Below are 16,831 nucleotides of genomic sequence, written 5' to 3' on the forward strand. Positions count from 1 at the left end.
TCTCCTGCTTCTACGCCTGGACGAGCGCGTCCCAGTACTTCAGCGAACTGTTGGACGCGGAGTCGCCGTGGTCGAGGCCGCAGCCGCCGCCTTTGCTGTCGTGACGTTCGCTCCGCGAACCCGTAAGGTCTACACCACGTAAGTGGACTAGACCTCTCGCGGGTAGACGGGCCACACTGTCCCCCGTGAGACATGTCATCGCCCTCGACGTGGGCGGCACCGGGATGAAAGCCGCCCTAGTGGGCGCCGACGGCGAGCTGCTGCACCGGGCCCGCCGGGCGACCGGCCGCGAGCGCGGACCGGACGCGGTCGTCGAGCACATCCTCGGCTTCGCCGCCGAGCTGCGCGCGTACGGCGAGGAGCACTACGGCGAGCCCGCGTCCGCCGCCGGAGTCGCCGTCCCCGGCATCGTCGACGCCGAGCGGGGCATCGCCGCCTACTCGGCCAACCTCGGCTGGCGCGACGTACCCCTGCGCGATCTGCTCGCCGCCCGCCTCGGCGGTGTCCCGGTCGCCCTCGGCCACGACGTGCGCACCGGCGGCCTCGCCGAGGGCCGGATCGGCGCGGGCAAGGGCGCCGACCGCTTCCTGTTCGTGCCGCTGGGCACCGGGATAGCGGGCGCGATCGGCATCGACGGCCGGGTGGAGGCGGGCGCGCACGGCTTCGCGGGCGAGATCGGCCACATCGTCGTACGACCCGGCGGTGCTCCCTGCCCCTGCGGCCAGACCGGCTGCCTGGAGCGGTACGCGTCCGCGGCGGCCGTGACCGAGGAGTGGGCGGCCGTTTCCGGCGACCCCGGGGCGGACGCGGCGGACTGCGCCAAGGCGGTCGCTTCCGGGGACCCCCGCGCGGAAAAGGTCTGGCAGGAAGCCGTCGACGCCCTCGCCGACGGCCTGGTCACCGCCCTCACCCTCCTGGACCCCCGCACGATCATCATCGGTGGCGGCCTGGCCGAGGCGGGGGAAACCTTGTTCACACCACTGCGGGACGCCGTCCGGCGCAGGGTCACTTTCCAGAAGCTGCCGTCCGTCGTCCCGGCAGCCCTGGGCGACACAGCGGGATGCCTAGGTGCCGGGCTACTGGCCTGGGATCTCCTCACATCAACCGACCGCACGGAGGTAACGCCCTAATGGCACCCAACCCAGGGGCGCGGGGAACTGCGCGACCAGCCACCACGCACCCGCAGCCCGCAACGGCCAATGCGCCCCTGATCCTCTCCGGTGCCGACGTGGTCCTGCCCACCGGGACGGTCAAGGGCGGCCGGGTGATCGTCGACGGCACCCGCATCATCGGCGCGGCCCCCGAGAACGCACAGGTCATCGACGTCACCGGCCACTGGCTGGTACCCGGCTTCGTCGACCTGCACAACCACGGCGGCGGCGGAGCCTCCTTCACCTCCGGCACGGTCGAGGACGTCCTCAAGGGCATCCACACCCACCGCCTGCACGGCACGACCACCCTCGTCGCCTCGACCGTCACCGGCGAGATGGACTTCCTGACCCACCGCGCCGGCCTCCTCTCCGAGCTGGCCGAGCAGGGCGACCTCGCCGGCATCCACTTCGAGGGCCCGTTCATCTCACCGTGCCGCAAGGGCGCGCACTCCGAGGCGCTGCTGCGCGAGCCGGACCCGGCGGACGTGCGCAAGCTGGTCGACGCGGCGCGCGGCAGCGCCAGAATGGTCACCCTCGCGACCGAACTCCCGGGCGGCCTCGACTCCGTACGGCTGCTCGTCGAACACGGCGTGATCGCGGCGATCGGGCACACGGACGCGTCGTACGAGCAGACGGTGGAGGCGATCGACGCGGGCGCGACGGTCGCCACGCATCTGTACAACGCGATGCCGCAGCTCGGTCACCGCGAGCCCGGCCCGATCGCGGCGCTTCTCGAAGACGAGCGCGTCACCGTCGAGTTGATCAACGACGGTACGCATCTGCACCCGGCGTCCCTGGAGTTGGCGTTCCATCACGCGGGCGCGGGCCGGGTGGCGTTCATCACGGACGCGATGGACGCGGCGGGCTTCGGAGACGGCCGGTACATGCTCGGCCCGTTGGAGGTCGAGGTGAGCGAGGGTGTGGCGCGGCTGGTGGAGGGCGGTTCGATCGCGGGCTCGACGCTGACCCTGGACCGGGCCTTCAAGCGTTCGGTGACGGTCGACCGGCTGCCGGTGGAGGACGTGGTCGCCGCGATCTCGGCCAATCCGGCCAAGCTGCTGGGGAGTTACGGCGAGATCGGCTCGTTGGAGCCGGGCAAGTACGCCGACCTGGTGGTTCTTGACCATCAATTCGACCTCAAGGGCGTAATGCGCCGGGGCGAATGGGTGCTCGATCCCCAACTGGGGTGATGTGTCCGGCTGTTGAGGGTGGCGGTCGTCCTGCGAAAATGGGACGACCGCCAATTCGTCTTCGGGGGAGGTCGCCCGGTGATTCTCACGGTCACACTGAACACCGCGCTCGACATCACCTACCGGGTACGGGAGTTGCGGCCGCACGGCACGCACCGCGTCTCCGAGGTGACCGAGCGGCCCGGCGGCAAGGGGCTGAACGTGGCCCGGGTGCTGGCCGCCCTCGGCCACGAGGTGACGGTGACCGGGTTCACGGGCGGCGCCACCGGGCGGGTCGTACAGGAGCAACTCGCCGGTACGCCGGGTGTGTTGGACGCGCTGGTCCCGGTATCCGGGGCCACCCGGCGTACGACGGCGATCGTGGACGAGCTGACCGGTGACACGACTCAACTCAACGAGCCCGGCCCGACGGTCACTTCGGCGGAGTGGTCGGCGTTCCAGGAGACGTACGGCGACCTGTTGGGCGGGGTGTCGGCGGTGGCCCTGTGCGGGAGTCTGCCGCCCGGGGTGCCGGTGGGCGCGTACGCGGGTCTGGTCCGGACGGCGCGGGCCGCCGGAGTGCCCGTGCTGCTGGACACCAGCGGTGAACCCCTGCGGCGCGGGGTCGCCGCACGCCCCGACATCGTCAAGCCCAACGCCGACGAACTGGCCGAACTCACCGGCTCCCACGACCCGTTGCGGGCCACGCAGGACGCCCGGCGCCGGGGCGCCCGTACGGTCGTCGCCTCGCTGGGCGTGCGGGGACTGCTCGCGGCGACCCCGGAGGGCGACTGGCACGCGACGCCTCCGGCGCGGGTGCACGGCAATCCGACCGGCGCGGGCGACTCCGTGGTCGCGGGCCTGCTGTCGGGACTGGTGGAACGCCTGCCCTGGCCGGACCGGCTGGCACGGGCCGTGGCCCTGTCGGCGGCGACCGTACTGGCGCCGGTGGCGGGCGAGTTCGACCGCCCGGCCTACGAGGAACTGCTGGGACGGGTCGCGGTGACGGGGGACGCCACGGCGGCCTAGGTCAGCCGTTCACCAGGTACAGCTGGTCGAAGTTGACGTCGCACTGGTCGCCCTGCTCGCAGGAGATCTTGACGGTGTTGGTGCCCTTGTTGAGCTGGACGGACGCCCAGGTCTCCGTCCAGCCCTTCTCGTAGTCGCCCTCGGCGGCCTTCGCGAAGTTGCCCAGGTTGAGCGGGCGGGACTGGGCCGTGCCGTTGATCGTGAGGGTGGCGGTGGCGTCCTTGCCGGGTACGCCGTAGTTGACGTAGAGGCGGTAGCTGCCGCTCTTCGTGATGCCGCTCACGTTCCAGGTCAGGGTCGCGCCGACCGCGTTGAAGCCGGACACATAGACACCGCCTGCGGCTTTGGCGCCGTCGACGTCGGATGCCGTGGTGGCGCCACCGCCCAGCAGCAGGGCCTTGGCGTCGATCTTCGGCAGTTCCGCCGCGTCCGACGCGCTGCTGCTCGGCGACGGACTCGACGAAGCACTCTGGGAAGCCGAAGGCGTCGACCCCGCCTGGTCGCCCGTCTTGGTGTCGCCGTTGCCGTTCATCATCGCCACGCTGATGCCGATGACCACCGCGGCGACGACCGCGATCGCACCGATCAGCAGACCCTTGGTGTTGGGACCGCGGCCCCGGCCGCCGCCGCGACCGCCGTCGTAGGACGGGGGCGGCTGGGTGGGCGGGGCGCCGAAGGCCTCCGGGGCCTGGTAGTGCGCGTTCGGCTGGGCGCCGTAGGCCTGCTGCTGCGGGACGGTCTGGCCGTACGGCTGCTGGTACTGCGCGGTGGGGGCGGCGGCCGGCTGGCCGCCGTACTGGCGCTCGCCGACCGCGCGCACCCGGTTGACGGAACCCGGGTAGCCGTAACCACCGCCGCCGGACGGCGGCTGGGCGCCGTTGGCCTGGCCATCGGCGTACAGATAGCCGAACGGGTCGTCATCCTCGGGCGTGCTCGCGCCGTTGTTGCCGGGCGTCATCCCTAGGTACTCCTCAACAGGTGCGGGTGCGGGTACGTCAGCTTCAGATGCGTCTTCGATTGCGTCTTCGATACGTCTGGAGAACTGCGAGCCTACCCGCTCCGCGTAGTCCAAACAGGTGACTCGGACGGCATCACAACGCTGACCTGGAGATCATCCCGCGCGTCTGTGCTGTTTGGGACGAGATCGTTTCTCGATGTACATCCGTTCGTCAGCGGACTTCAACACCTCGTCCGCCGTCATGCCGCAGTGGGCCCACCCGATGCCGAAACTGGCCCCGACCCGCATGGCCCGGCCGTCGACCCGGATGGGCTGGATGATCTCGTTCCGCAGGCGTACGGCGAGGTCGGCGGCGTCGGCCTTGCCGAGTCCGTCGGCGAGGACGACGAACTCGTCGCCGCCGAGCCGGGCCACCGTGTCGCCGTCGCGCACGGCCCGGCCGAGCCGCCGGGCGACCTCGATGAGGACCGCGTCACCCGCGTTGTGCCCGAACCGGTCGTTGATCGACTTGAAGCCGTCGAGGTCGCAGAAGAGGACCGCGAGCCCCTTGGTGCCGTCGTCGCGCTCGCCCTCGGGGGCGATGGTGTGGACGTGGTGGTCGTAGGCGCCGAGGAGGTCGGCGCCGGGGGGGTAGTCGAAGCCGTGGCCGTTCGCGTCGTAGGCCGGATGTCCGTACGCGGCGTCGAGGGACTCGACCTCGCCGGGGAACGCGGACTGCGGGCGCTGACAGAGTCGCGAGGAGAGGCGGGGGCGCAGTTCCGCCGAGTTCGGCAGGCCGGTGAGCGCGTCGTGCGCGGCGCGGTGGGCGAGCTGCAGCTCGCGGCGCTTGCGGTCCTCTATGTCCTCGACGTGGGAGAGGAGGAAGCGCGGTCCGTCGGCGGCGTCGGCGACGACGGAGTTGCGGAGCGAGACCCAGACGTAGGTGCCGTCCCGGCGGCCGAGGCGGAGTTCCGCTCGTCCGCCCTCCGCCGAGGTTCTCAGCAGGGTGCCTATGTCCTCGGGGTGGACGAGGTCCGAGAAGGAGTAACGGCGCATCGCGGAGGCGGGGCGGCCCAGGAGGCGGCACAGGGCGTCGTTGCTCCGCAGTATTCGGCCGTGCTGGTCGCCGCCCATCTCGGCTATCGCCATGCCGGAGGGGGCGTACTCGAAGGCCTGCCGGAAGCTCTCCTCGCTTGCGCGCAGGGCCTGTTGCTCGCGTTCGAGTCTGACAAGTGCGCGTTGCATATTCGCACGTAGACGCGCGTTGCTGATCGCGATGGCGGCCTGGAAGGCGTACATCTGGAGCGCTTCGCGCCCCCATGCGCCGGGCCTGCGGCCGTTGCGCGGCCGGTCCACGGACAGGACGCCGATCAGTTCGCCGCACGAGCCGCCGGAGACGCCGGGCGTGTACATGGGCGCGAACAACCGGTCGGAGGGGTGCCACTCGTCCTCGAAGCGGGGGGCGGGGCCGTCGGTGTACCACTGCGGCACGTCGTCCTCGTCGAGGACCCAGCCCTCGGTGTGCGGTATGAACCGCAGGTCGCCCCAGTCCTCGCCCATGCCGAGCCGGCGCTCCCAGGAGGCGCGGGAGCCGACCCGGCCGGTGATGAGCGCCTCGGCGGCGGAGTTGCCGGAGAAGGCGGCGACCACCAGGTCGCCGTCGGGGCGCACGAGGTTGACGCACGCCAGCTCGTACCCGAGGCCGTTGACCACGCCGTCGGCGACGGTCTGCAGGGTGTCCGCCAGGCTGCGGGCGGTGTTCATGTCCGCCATGACCGTATGCAGTTGCCGCAGGTTCTCAAGACGGACGTAGGGTTCCGACTCGGTCTCCATACTCGCCCTCCCCCCGAGACCTCGCAGCGAATCAAGGGTCTTCTTCCCCGCCACTGAATCACAGCGCGCTGCCCACTCGGTACACAGGGTCAACAATTACTACCCCTTGTGACTCAAGTCACAGCGGAAGATGAACAATTGAGTGGAGTTTCTGCATTTTCCCTGTGCGTTTACTGAACGCAAACTTTGTGGGTGTGTGGACATGATGCACGACGATGTTCCGTCGCGTGGGTCATTGGTCCTAGGACCCCGTGAGGATCCTGTCGGGACCGAAGTCCGATGCGGTGCGCGGTACTCGGAGATTAGCGTTCCCGGCGTGCTGAACACCGCGTCGATCACCGAGTCCGTTCCCTCCGGGCATGCTGTGGGGGTGAGCAACGACGAGTTCCGCGCCGCCCTCGCCCGGCTGGCCGCGGGCGTGGTCCTGGTGACCGCGCACGAGGAGCCGTACGACCCGGACGACCCGCACGCCCCGGTCGGCGAGGACGTCGGCATGACCGCGACCGCCTTCATGTCGGTCTCCCTGGACCCGCCGCTGGTTCTGGTCAGCCTCCGCAACGGCTCCCGCATGGACGACCTCCTCGACGAACAGCCACTGTGGGCCGTCTCCGTCCTCTCCGAGAGCCAGCGCCACATCGCGGGCCGCTTCGCGATGAAGGGCCGCATCAGCGACCGCCTCCTCTTCGACGACATCCCCTACGTCCACGGGTCGGCGTCCGGCGCCCCTCTCGTGCGCGGCGCCCTCGCCACCCTCGAATGCCGCACGGAACAGCGGGTACCGGCCGGCGACCACACCCTCGTCATCGGCCGCGTACTGACGGCGGAGGCGACCGGCACGGACGGCGGCCCGCTGGCCTATTTCCGGGGCAGGTACCGGCAGTTGGGGTGAGATCACGGCGGGCGTCAGTCCACCACCAGGACCACGTCCAGCAGCGCCACCCGTCCCGGGTCCGTCACGATGTCGATCGCGGCGATGCGGTCGCCGACGAACGTGAAGGCCAGGGTGCGCACGGGGCGGCCGTCGACGAGCAGGGCGATGGCGGTGACGCCGTCCACCAGGGCGGGCCGGGCGAGGCTCGCGAAGTGCGCGAAGCTCGTCGCGCCGGACGCCACGGCGGCGGCACCCGCGGTCACCGTGCCCTCGGAACGCGCCACGACGTCCGGGTCGAGCACCCGCACCAGCGCGTCGAAGTCGCCCTCGCGCACCGCGGCGAGAAAGGCGTCGGCGACCACCCGCTGCCGCACCGGATCCCCGTCCGGCGCGGGTGCCCCCCGCACCCGCCGCCGGGCCCGGCTCGCCAACTGCCGTGCCGCCGTGGGCGTTCGGCCGACGATGGACGCGATCTCCTCGAACGGCACCGCGAACAGGTCGTGCAGCACGAACGCGAGCCGTTCGGCGGGCGTCAGGGTCTCCAGTACGACGAGGAGCGCGGCCCCGACCGAGTCGGCGAGGAGCGCGTCCTGCTCGGGGCCCGGCGCGGCGGCCGGGACCGGGGCGCCGGCGTCGAGGGGTTCCTCGGCGCGGGAGGTGCGGGAGCGGAGCATGTCGAGGCAGACCCGTCCGACGACAGTGGTCAGCCAGCCGCCCAGGTTCTGCACCTTCTCCGCGTCCGAGCGGCTGAGCCGGACCCAGGCCTCCTGCACGGCGTCGTCGGCCTCGGCGGACGAGCCGAGCATGCGGTGGGCCACGGCGTGGAGGCGGGGGCGGTGGGATTCGAACCGGGCGGCGAGAAATTCACCGTCCTGTCGTCGGGGGAATTGTCGGGGGAATTCGAAGTCGCCCACGGGTGAACACTCCTCGTCGCGGTCCGTCGTCACCGGTACGACGGAGCACGGGCCGAGGATGTGACAACCGGCGCAGGGGTTACCCCCAGTCCCGCCCGGTCCGCCCCCGCTTGGTGTCGGAGCGGGCCTTCTTCTCGCGCAGCCGGCGCTCGTTGATGCCCCGCGGAATCCGGGTGGGCCTGCGCGGCTTCGGCGGCGGCGCGGTGGCCTCGGCGAGCAGCGCGGCGAGGCGTACGGCGGCGGTCTCGCGGTTGCGCCACTGGGAGCGGTGCTCGGAGGACCGTACGGTGACGACGCCGTCGACGAGCCGGGAGGCGAGGCGTTCCAGCGCCCGGGCCTTCCACACCTCGGGCAGGGCCTCGGTCTTCGCCAGGTCGAAGCGCAGTTCCACCTGGGAGTCGCTGGTGTTGACGTGCTGCCCGCCCGGCCCCGACGACCGCGAGAAACGCCACATGAGCTCGGCCTCGGGCAGGGAGACGGAGCCGCGGATGAGATAAGGACCGGACATGCCCCCATGGTCGCCTGCCTGTCCGGTCCACGTCACGCCAATTACCCCGGACGTTCCGGAAGAGGCGGGTGAAGAGGCGGGTAAAGAAAGTAAAGCCACATGGAACCTTCGATACCCCTCTTGGCGTTCATAGAGGTACCGGTAGCTTCGTCCCCAGTACGAAGCCCGCACCGCAACGAGGGAAGGACTCCCAACAATGGCTGTAAGCCTGTCCAAGGGTGGCAACGTCTCGCTCACCAAGGAGGCCCCGGGCCTGACCGCCGTCACCGTAGGCCTTGGCTGGGACGTCCGCACCACCACCGGCACGGACTTCGACCTCGACGCCTCGGCGATCGCGGTCAACCCCGAGGGCAAGGTCTACTCGGAGGGCCACTTCATCTTCTTCAACAACAAGTCGACCCCGGACCAGACCATCGTCCACACCGGCGACAACCGCACGGGCGAGGGCGCGGGCGACGACGAGGCGATCAACGTCAACCTGGCCGGTCTCCCGGCGGACGTCGAGAAGATCGTCTTCCCGGTCTCGATCTACGACGCGGAGACCCGCTCGCAGAACTTCGGCCAGGTCCGCAACGCGTACATCCGCATCGTGAACCAGGCGGGCGGCGCGGAGATCGCCCGCTACGACCTCTCCGAGGACGCGGCGACGGAGACGGCGATGGTCTTCGGCGAGCTGTACCGCAACGGCGCGGAGTGGAAGTTCCGCGCCGTGGGCCAGGGTTACGCCTCGGGCCTGGTCGGCATCGCCCAGGACTTCGGCGTCAACGTCTGACGGACGACCCGCCCGCAGTTGCACTGTGCGAGGCCCCTGGCTGCGTGACCGCAGCCGGGGGCCTCGGGCACACGAGGTACGTGGACGGCAGGCACACGCGCGGTGTGCCCGGGGGTCCACAGGGGTGTCTCAGTCCCGTGTGGCAGTGTGCCGGGGTCAGCAGCGGCTGGACCCTGGAAGGACAGAGCACCCATGTCGTTCGGACCGCCCTCCGCCGGTTTCGGGCCTCCCCCGCCCACCGGTCCGCCCGCCTGGACCCCGCCGACCGAGACCGAGCGGGCCCTCGCCGAGGCCAGGGCGCGCGGCGACTGGCCCGCGTACTACGACGTACTCGCCCGGACCCACCTCTACTACGAGATGTCCCGCGAGGCCTACGACGCCCAACCCGACCGTGTCCACCGCGTGTTCATCCGCGACGTCCGACGCGGCACCAGGCACTGGGAACTGTTCACCGACGGCATGCTCCCCGCGCCGCGCCCCGACATGGTCTACTCTCGCGCCTCACTCCGCTGGATAGCGAACGCCTGGAACCCGCAGTGCCCGCCCACCCTCGTCATCGACCCCGGCACCCCCTGCGCACTCGCCCTCCCCTACGGCCCCCCGGGCACGACGGACTGGTCACGCGCGGCCGAACACATGGGCACGCCCGTATCGGGCATGCGCCTGCGCGCACTCCACGTCGGCGGCGCGCTGCACGGCCCCGTCGCCCACGGCCTGGCCTGCGGAGCCCTCCTCTGCGTCAGCAACGGCTCCCTCTGGAACGCGCCGGCCTGGCACGGCAGCGGCTACGACGGGGAACGCCGGCGGCTGCGCGAATGGTGGGGCATCACCACCCGCGCCGAATGGCAGCAGCATCTGCGCAACCTGCTCGCCGCCGAAGCCTCCAGCTCCGTATGGGAGTTCGCGCTGAGCCTGCGCCGCACCATCGCCCGTGACTTCGGCGGCCACGTCGACACCGGCTACTGGCGCCAGGCCGTCGCCACCGTCATCCGCGCCGACTCCGAGGGCTCCACGGTCATCACCGAGGACGGCGTGACGAAGACCGACCCGCGCCCCGCCTCGGAGACCGAGGCCCGCATCGAGGGCGTACAACGCCTCATCGGCCGCATCACCCGCTACGAGGCCCGGATGCGGGCCGACGGCATCCTCGACGAGAACCGCCATGTCACCTCGGTCGAGGCCTGGGACCTGGGCCGCGCCTCGAAGATGGCCCGCTGGGGACTCGGCGCCCGCTTCTGCACCCTGGCGGAGACCGAGTCGGCCCTCGTCCGCGCGGGCCGGGCCGCCGCCCTCGCCCACCGCTCCTGGCCGGACTTCTCGGCCGGCTACATCCTGGGCCGCTGCCTCCACTTCGACGAGGAGGAGTTCGGCCCCTGGTACCAGGACATGGTCACCGCGCATCGGATCCTGACGTCGGATCCGGGGAGCCCTTGGCTGAACATTCCGTTCCGGTAGGGGTGGTTGCCACTCCGCCTCGGAGGCGAAGAACCGAAGTCCGGCGCATCCTCCAGCAGGTTGCGCTTCTCGGTGACAACGAGTGGCTGCAACCAGCACGGCCGCGCCACCGCCTACAGAGTGATCCAGTAACGGCGCTTGATGCCCGCGTCGGTGGTGCGGACGTCCTCCAAGACGCCACCGTTGCGCTCGATGCTGCGCGCCGATCCGACGTTGTCGTCGTCGCAGGTGACGAGGACCCGCCCCAGACCGAACGCACGAGCCTCAGGGAGAACCGCCCCGAGGGCCCACGTGGCCAGGCCACGTCTCCGGGCGGTGGGCCGGATGCTATAGCCGATGTGCCCGCCGACATCGAGCAGAAAGGCGTTCAGATAGTGCCGCAGATCGATGGCTCCCAGATAGCTGTCGCCCTCGACGATCCACCAGTGGGTGGCGTGGACACGCCCTTCTCCCACGGCAACCGACCTGTCCGACTGCTGCCGCAGTTGCTCGACCCACGCCGCGAAAACCTCGGGGCTGTCGAGGTCGCCTTCAGGTGCGAGACGCAGGCCGCTCCCGTCCTGGTGGGCACCTGGAGACCACTCGTCACGCGCCGCGAGCCATGAGGACCGAAGTCGACCTGTGGGTGTGATCAGTTCAGGCATGCGCGCGACGATAACACCCGTTCATCCCCTGCGATCAGGCATTTTGCGCTGGCCTGGGTCCACGACCGCTTACGCGTCCCGGTCTACGACGAGAACGGTCGGGGCCTGCTCCTGCTCACCGACCTCGCCCGGGACTGGGCCGTACACCGCGGCGCCACCGCACACGGCACCCCCGCCAAACAGATCTGGTTCGAGCTCGGCGGAGCCCCCGGCCGCTAGCGTGCCCCCATGTTCCTCGAACCGCTCACGCCGACCGAGGCCGGTGCCCTCCCCGGTGAGTTGCTTACCGAACTCGCCGCCCTCTACGCCTCCAACCACGCCTTCCACGCCCTCAGCGGCGACTTCCCGGACCCGGAGGACATCCGGCCCGAGCAGGTGGCGACCGCGCTGGCCGACGAGCTGGCCGACCCGGAGGCAGAGGTGCTGCTCGCGCGCAGCGAGGGGCGGCTCGTCGGGATGGCGATCACCCTCGGCACCCATCCCGACCCCGATGACGACGACCCCTGGATCGGGTTGCTGATGATCGACGCCACACAGCAACAGCAGGGACACGGAAGGCAGTTGGCGTCCCTCGTCGAGGACCGCTTCCGCACGGCCGGCCGAACCGCCGTACGCCTCGCCGTCCTTGACAACAATCCCGACGGCCTCGCTTTCTGGACCGCCCTCGGCTACGAGGTCATCGACCACCGCCAGGACCGCCAACTCGGCCGCCCCTGCGCTGTGTTGCGCAAGCGGCTGGGCAGAATCCGCCACTCCGCCCGCGTCGCGGTACTGGACCCTGCCGGTTGCGTCTTCCTCTTCCGCTACGACGACTCCGAAACCGGCGGCGCCTTCTGGGCCCTGCCTGGCGGCGGCCTCGAAGGCGACGAGACCCCACGCGAGGGCGCTCTGCGCGAACTCCGGGAGGAGACCGGCTGGACCGACCTGGAGCCCGGCCCCCTGCTCAGCACCAGGGAGGTCGACCTCACCTTCGCCGGCACCCCGGTCCACCAGTACGAACGCATCTACGTCACCCACGGTCCGCACCGCGACCCCACCGGCGCCCACCTCACCGCCGCCCACGCCCAGGACGGCATCCTCGCCTGGCGATGGTGGACCCAGAAGGAGTTGCGCGAAACGACGGAGACTGTGTGGCCCGCCGAACTCGCCGTACTCCTGGACGAGTTGGACAAAAGCCGGCCGCAGACGTGACACGGGCCTGCGCCCGAACCGTTCCCGAAGATCTCCCGGATCGGTCGCCGCCCTGGTACGCAGACTCGTCGGACGCGGTGAAGGGGCCGCCGGCTCAGGCGTGGGCCGGCTTCCCGTCCCCGTACAACCAGTCCCGCCAGATCCCCCCGAAGTCCTTCCCCGGCGCCATCCGCTCCACGTACGCCGTGAAGTCCGCGGTGTCCGCGGTGCCGTGACGGTGGGCGGCGGCCCAGCCCTGGACGATGTCGTAGAACCGGGCATCGCCGACCGTCTGCCGGATCTTGTGGAGCACCATCGCGCCCCGCTCGTAGACGGGGCTGTCGGAAATGTGCGCGGCGGAGCTGGGCCGGGCCGGCGGAAAGGCCCAGACCGCCTCGCTCTCAGCCGGGTCGTCGAAGTAGGTCCCGTCGTAGAGCGCGTCGAAGGTCTCCTGGGCGGTGTCGCCGTCGTGGTCCTCGTCCCAGAGCCATTCCGCGTAGGTCGCGAAGCCCTCGTTGAGCCACATGTCGCGCCAGGTCCTCGGGGTGACGGAGTCGCCGTACCACTGGTGGGCGAGTTCGTGGACGAGGAGGACGGTGTCGGGGGCACCGGGAAAGAAGGGGCGGTTCTGCGTCTCCAACGCGTACCCCGCGTCGCCCCGGCGGTCGACGATCGCACCGGTCGAGGAGAAGGGATACGGACCGAAGTTGTACTCCTCCCACTCCATGATCTCCGGCAGCCGGGCCAGCGCCTTGCGGCCGGCCGCCGCCTCGTGCGGGTCGACCGCGACGTAGACGGGGAGGCCGTCACCCGTCGTGGTGCGGGTGATGTCGTAGTGACCGATGGCAACCGTGGCCAGATAGGTCGCCATGGGCTGGGCGGTGCGCCAGCGGTAGGTCGTCCGGCTGTTGCTGGTCGTCTCAGCCCTCAACTCCCCGTTGGAGACGGCCTGCAGACCCTTGGGGACGGTGATCGCGATGTCGTACGTCGCCTTGTCGGAGGGATGGTCGTTGCCCGGGAACCACGCCATCGAGCCGACCGGCTCACCCAGCGCCACCGCACCGTCCGCCGTACGCAGCCAGCCTTCCTCCGAACCGTCCGGATCGGTGATCGCCCCGGGGACGCCGGAGTAGCGAACGGTCGTCTCGAACGTCCTGCCCTTACGGAGGGCGGAAGACGGACGGACCGTCAGTTCCTGTCCTCGCCGGGTCCAGCGGGCGTCCCGTCCCCCCACCGTCAGCGACTCGACCGTCATGCCCTTGAAGTCCAGGTCGAAGGAGGAGAGTTCGGCGGTGGCACGGGCGGTGATCGTCGCCGTGCCGGTCAGTTCAGGGGCGCCGGGGGTGTAGGCGAGGGTCAGGTCGTAGTGGGTCACGTCGTAGCCGCCGTTGCCAGCCTTCGGGAAGTACGGGTCCCCCAGGCCGGAACCGCCGCTCGTGCTCCGGGCACCCGACCCCGTGCACGCGCTCAGGGCAAGGGCCAGCACGCAGGCGATGACCATGGGAACGAGCCGTACGGATCGGGGCACGTCCGCGATCCTATGAGTCCGGAGCTCGTACGCTCGGCTCCATGCCCCGCTCCTCCAAGAAGCCCCGCCGACTCGTGGCCAACGGACGCACATACCTCTGGAGCCTGCGCCACAGCCACACCGACACCGACACCGAGCCTGCGGGCTGCGTCCACACCCTCACCCTGCGCCCCCAGCCGGCCGGCACCGGCGGCCCACTGCGCATCGTGTTCGCCGCGGGGCCGGGGCGGTACGTCCCGGGCGGCGCCCCCCTGGGCTCCGGGGACGTGGGGTACGTCCGAGGCCCGTCCCTCAACCTGCACGAACCCGGCGCCGTCCGCGCCCTGCTCGACGCGGCGACGGCCCAAGGATGGCTGCCACGACCGGAAGAACCACAGATCGCAGAGCTCGACGGCTGGCCCCTCCTGGAGGCAGCCACCGCCGCGCAGAACGGGGCCGGAGACCATCCCCCGGGGCAGTGTGAGTGATCGCTCCACCTGCCGTCCGCCCTCCCGAACCGTGACACCATCACCTACGTGCTCGACATCGGCTACGCCCTCTCCAACCGCTTCCCGGACCCCCCGCAGACCGACTACCGGCGCGCCGACGTCCACGCGCTGCGGCACGACCTGTTCTGCGGTGACGTGTATCTCGCCGACACCAAGGCGGACCGGGAGGTGGCCACGGCCTGGGGCTGGGTACCGGTGCTCGACTTCGCGTGGGCGCTGTGCGACATCGTGGAGCGGATCGACCAGGACCCGGCGGGATCACGGGCGTCCCGCCCGCAGCGGGCGGAGCTGGACTTCACCGAGTCCACGGACCGGATGCTGTTCGAGCGCCGCTTCGGCTGGGTGGACGTGGAGGCGGACTGGATGCGGCGCGACGAGGAGCCGTTGACCTTCTCGCACACCGAACTCCGCCGCGAGGCAAGGGACTTCCTGCACGACCTGATCGCCGACCTGGTCGACATGCACGATGCCCTCGGCGAGAACCCGGCGATCTGGACGCTGCAGGCGAAGTTCCCCCGGGTGCAGTGAGCCTCTGGGGGCTGCGCCCCCAGGCCCCCCTCACCCTGCACCGGACAGCTGCCCCTCTCAGCCCTCCACCCGAATCCCCATCTGCACCGCCAACACCGGCGCCAGATCCAGCAGTTGCCCCATGCTGATCACGGCCCCCGACAACCGCTCCACCCCCCGAGCGATCTCCAGCTCAGCCACCCCCCTCAGATCCACATCCGTGAACGTCACCCCCGTGAAGTCCACCCCCTTCAACACACAGTCCACGAACTCGACCCGCTCCAGCCGGGCATCGAGAAAGTCCGGCTCTACGAGCACGCACCCCTCAAAAACAACATCCCGGAGCCGCGCCTTGCGCAGATTCAGGTAGTCGATCTTCCCTCCCCGAATCACCACCCGTTCCAGAACCGCGCCGTGGAGCTGCACGCCGCCCATCCTGGGGTCGATCACCTCGACGTCGCGCAGGGTCGACTCCGCGAGGTCCGTACCGACCCCCCGCATGCCGGTGAGAACCGAGTCGAGTACTCGCGCATGGTGCAGTCGCGTCTCGTCCAGCGCGCAGCCCGTCAGCGCGCAGTCCATGAACCGGGCACCCCCGCCGTCCTGCCCCGCGAAGTCCTCGTCCCGGATCTCCAGCCCGTCATAGTCCCCGTCCGGCTCCAACTCCCCACCCCCATAAGCCTCCAGAGCCGGCAACCGCACCTCCGGCCGCCGCGCCCCCTTCACTCCACCCGTCCCACCAGCCGCTCTCCTCGCCATGCCCCCATCCTGCACCCCACCACTGACAACAAGACCGACGAACCCTTGACCTCAAGCACACTTGAGGTCGAAGAGTGACCCCATGCACGCCATACGACTCCACGCCTTCGGCCCCGCCGACAACCTCACCTACGAACACGTCGACGCCCCCTCCCCCGCCCCCGGCCAGGTCCGCATCGCCGTAGCAGCGGCCGGAGTGCACCTCCTGGACACCGCACTCCGGAGGGGCGAGCAGGGCCCGCTCCCCACCCTCCCCGCCCTCCCCACGATCCCCGGCCGCGAGGTAGCCGGTGTGGTCGAGTCGCTCGGCGAGGAGGTCGCCGGACTGTGGCTCGGGAAACGGGTGGTAGCCCACCTCGGATTCGCACCCGGCGGATACGCCGAGTCGGCCGTGGTCGATGTCGACCGGGTGCACGAGATCCCCGGGAACCTGGACTTCGCACAGGCAGTAGCCATGATCGGAACGGGCCGTACGGCCATGGGAATCGTGCAGTTCAGCGAGCTGGGACCAGACTCGACGGTCATCATCCCGGCCGCCGCAGGAGGCCTGGGCACCCTCCTGGTCCAGTACGCCAAACACGCCGGCGCCACAGTGATCGGCCTCACGGGCAGCCCCGAGAAGACGGCCCTCGCACGGGCGAACGGCGCCGACCTGGCCGTCGACTACACGAACCCGGAGTGGCCGGAAAAGGTGAGGGCCTGGCTGGGCGGCCGACAGGCAACCACCGTGTTCGACGGCGTGGGCGGGGCCATAGCCCGCGAGTCCGTGGGATTGCTCAAGCCGGACGGCCAACACATCATCTTCGGCTGGTCGAGCGGAGAACAGTACACAGCCGAACAAACATCCGTACGAGTGCTGGGCCCCGCCATGATGCAGAAGACCGGCGGCCCGAGCCCCATCCGCACCCTCGAACTACGGGCACTCACGGAGGCCGCCGAGGCCCGACTCGTACCAGCGATTCAACGTTTCCCACTGTCCGCCGCAGCGAAAGCACACCAAGCACTGGAATCGCGACAGACAACCGGAAAGGTAGTACTGGAACCATAACCACATAGAAGCGTTCACCCGCGGATGCAATACACACCGATTCATGGT

The 16,831-nt window shown here is 70.4% G+C and carries 17 protein-coding genes; 10 read left to right on the top strand and 7 right to left on the bottom strand.

The window, feature by feature from the left end:
- Window positions 1-185 precede the first annotated feature (185 nt).
- From OC490_RS31300 to OC490_RS31310, 3 genes are all read left to right on the top strand, one after another.
- The gene (locus tag OC490_RS31300; RefSeq protein WP_262061383.1) at window positions 186-1,130 is read left to right on the top strand and encodes an ROK family protein; all 945 of its coding nucleotides are present in this window, start codon (window positions 186-188) and stop codon (window positions 1,128-1,130) included.
- Window positions 1,130-2,341 (top strand): N-acetylglucosamine-6-phosphate deacetylase, encoded by a 1,212-nt coding sequence (nagA, locus tag OC490_RS31305; RefSeq protein ID WP_262061384.1) that lies wholly within the window; start codon window positions 1,130-1,132, stop codon window positions 2,339-2,341. Before OC490_RS31300 ends, nagA begins: the two co-directional genes overlap by 1 nt.
- Window positions 2,342-2,419: 78 nt before the next feature.
- Window positions 2,420-3,349, top strand: coding sequence for a 1-phosphofructokinase family hexose kinase (locus OC490_RS31310; protein ID WP_262061385.1), 930 nt, complete (start codon window positions 2,420-2,422; stop codon window positions 3,347-3,349).
- Window position 3,350: 1 nt separating this feature from the next.
- Here the strand turns inward: OC490_RS31310 and OC490_RS31315 are convergent, their stop codons facing one another.
- Both OC490_RS31315 and cdgB read right to left on the bottom strand, forming a co-directional pair.
- Complete coding sequence (locus OC490_RS31315; protein WP_262061386.1) at window positions 3,351-4,307, bottom strand: carbohydrate-binding protein; 957 nt, start codon at window positions 4,305-4,307, stop codon at window positions 3,351-3,353.
- A gap of 153 nt (window positions 4,308-4,460) precedes the next feature.
- The gene (gene cdgB / locus OC490_RS31320; RefSeq protein ID WP_262061387.1) at window positions 4,461-6,119 is read right to left on the bottom strand and encodes a diguanylate cyclase CdgB; all 1,659 of its coding nucleotides are present in this window, start codon (window positions 6,117-6,119) and stop codon (window positions 4,461-4,463) included.
- A gap of 316 nt (window positions 6,120-6,435) precedes the next feature.
- Between cdgB and OC490_RS31325 the strand changes: the two genes are divergently transcribed.
- Window positions 6,436-7,008: a flavin reductase family protein gene (locus tag OC490_RS31325; RefSeq protein WP_262061388.1), complete on the top strand. Its 573-nt coding sequence runs from the start codon at window positions 6,436-6,438 to the stop codon at window positions 7,006-7,008.
- Window positions 7,009-7,022: 14 nt separating this feature from the next.
- Here the strand turns inward: OC490_RS31325 and OC490_RS31330 are convergent, their stop codons facing one another.
- Window positions 7,023-7,904 (bottom strand): sigma-70 family RNA polymerase sigma factor, encoded by an 882-nt coding sequence (locus tag OC490_RS31330; RefSeq protein ID WP_262061389.1) that lies wholly within the window; start codon window positions 7,902-7,904, stop codon window positions 7,023-7,025.
- Window positions 7,905-7,983: 79 nt separating this feature from the next.
- Window positions 7,984-8,412 (bottom strand): alternative ribosome rescue aminoacyl-tRNA hydrolase ArfB, encoded by a 429-nt coding sequence (gene arfB / locus OC490_RS31335; protein ID WP_019072464.1) that lies wholly within the window; start codon window positions 8,410-8,412, stop codon window positions 7,984-7,986.
- Between the two features lie 196 nt (window positions 8,413-8,608).
- On the opposite strand from arfB, the gene OC490_RS31340 reads away from it, so the two are divergent.
- Both OC490_RS31340 and OC490_RS31345 read left to right on the top strand, forming a co-directional pair.
- Window positions 8,609-9,184: a TerD family protein gene (locus tag OC490_RS31340; protein ID WP_200717071.1), complete on the top strand. Its 576-nt coding sequence runs from the start codon at window positions 8,609-8,611 to the stop codon at window positions 9,182-9,184.
- Window positions 9,185-9,376: 192 nt separating this feature from the next.
- Window positions 9,377-10,639: a DUF1266 domain-containing protein gene (locus OC490_RS31345; protein WP_262061390.1), complete on the top strand. Its 1,263-nt coding sequence runs from the start codon at window positions 9,377-9,379 to the stop codon at window positions 10,637-10,639.
- Window positions 10,640-10,752: 113 nt separating this feature from the next.
- On the opposite strand, the gene OC490_RS31350 is transcribed toward OC490_RS31345, so the two are convergent.
- Window positions 10,753-11,094 carry a GNAT family N-acetyltransferase gene (locus OC490_RS31350; RefSeq protein ID WP_262061391.1) on the bottom strand — a complete coding sequence of 114 codons (342 nt, stop codon included), beginning with the start codon at window positions 11,092-11,094 and terminating at the stop codon, window positions 10,753-10,755.
- 417 nt (window positions 11,095-11,511) lie between these two features.
- On the opposite strand from OC490_RS31350, the gene OC490_RS31355 reads away from it, so the two are divergent.
- A complete protein-coding gene (locus OC490_RS31355; RefSeq protein WP_262061392.1) occupies window positions 11,512-12,474 on the top strand; it encodes a bifunctional GNAT family N-acetyltransferase/NUDIX hydrolase in 963 nt (320 codons plus the stop codon).
- Window positions 12,475-12,568: 94 nt separating this feature from the next.
- On the opposite strand, the gene OC490_RS31360 is transcribed toward OC490_RS31355, so the two are convergent.
- Window positions 12,569-13,981 carry a M1 family metallopeptidase gene (locus OC490_RS31360; RefSeq protein WP_262061393.1) on the bottom strand — a complete coding sequence of 471 codons (1,413 nt, stop codon included), beginning with the start codon at window positions 13,979-13,981 and terminating at the stop codon, window positions 12,569-12,571.
- A gap of 41 nt (window positions 13,982-14,022) precedes the next feature.
- Here OC490_RS31360 and OC490_RS31365 point away from each other — a divergent pair, with 41 nt between their 5' ends.
- The gene (locus OC490_RS31365; RefSeq protein ID WP_262061394.1) at window positions 14,023-14,448 is read left to right on the top strand and encodes a hypothetical protein; all 426 of its coding nucleotides are present in this window, start codon (window positions 14,023-14,025) and stop codon (window positions 14,446-14,448) included.
- Between the two features lie 48 nt (window positions 14,449-14,496).
- Window positions 14,497-14,997: a hypothetical protein gene (locus OC490_RS31370; protein ID WP_262061395.1), complete on the top strand. Its 501-nt coding sequence runs from the start codon at window positions 14,497-14,499 to the stop codon at window positions 14,995-14,997.
- Between the two features lie 57 nt (window positions 14,998-15,054).
- Here the strand turns inward: OC490_RS31370 and OC490_RS31375 are convergent, their stop codons facing one another.
- Window positions 15,055-15,735: a pentapeptide repeat-containing protein gene (locus OC490_RS31375; protein WP_262061396.1), complete on the bottom strand. Its 681-nt coding sequence runs from the start codon at window positions 15,733-15,735 to the stop codon at window positions 15,055-15,057.
- 82 nt (window positions 15,736-15,817) lie between these two features.
- Here OC490_RS31375 and OC490_RS31380 point away from each other — a divergent pair, with 82 nt between their 5' ends.
- Window positions 15,818-16,783, top strand: a complete 966-nt coding sequence (locus tag OC490_RS31380; RefSeq protein WP_262061397.1) for a zinc-binding dehydrogenase — start codon at window positions 15,818-15,820, stop codon at window positions 16,781-16,783.
- Window positions 16,784-16,831: the final 48 nt, after the last annotated feature.

The organism is Streptomyces sp. STR69 (genome assembly GCF_024519455.1).
Classification (GTDB): Bacteria; Actinomycetota; Actinomycetes; order Streptomycetales; family Streptomycetaceae; genus Streptomyces.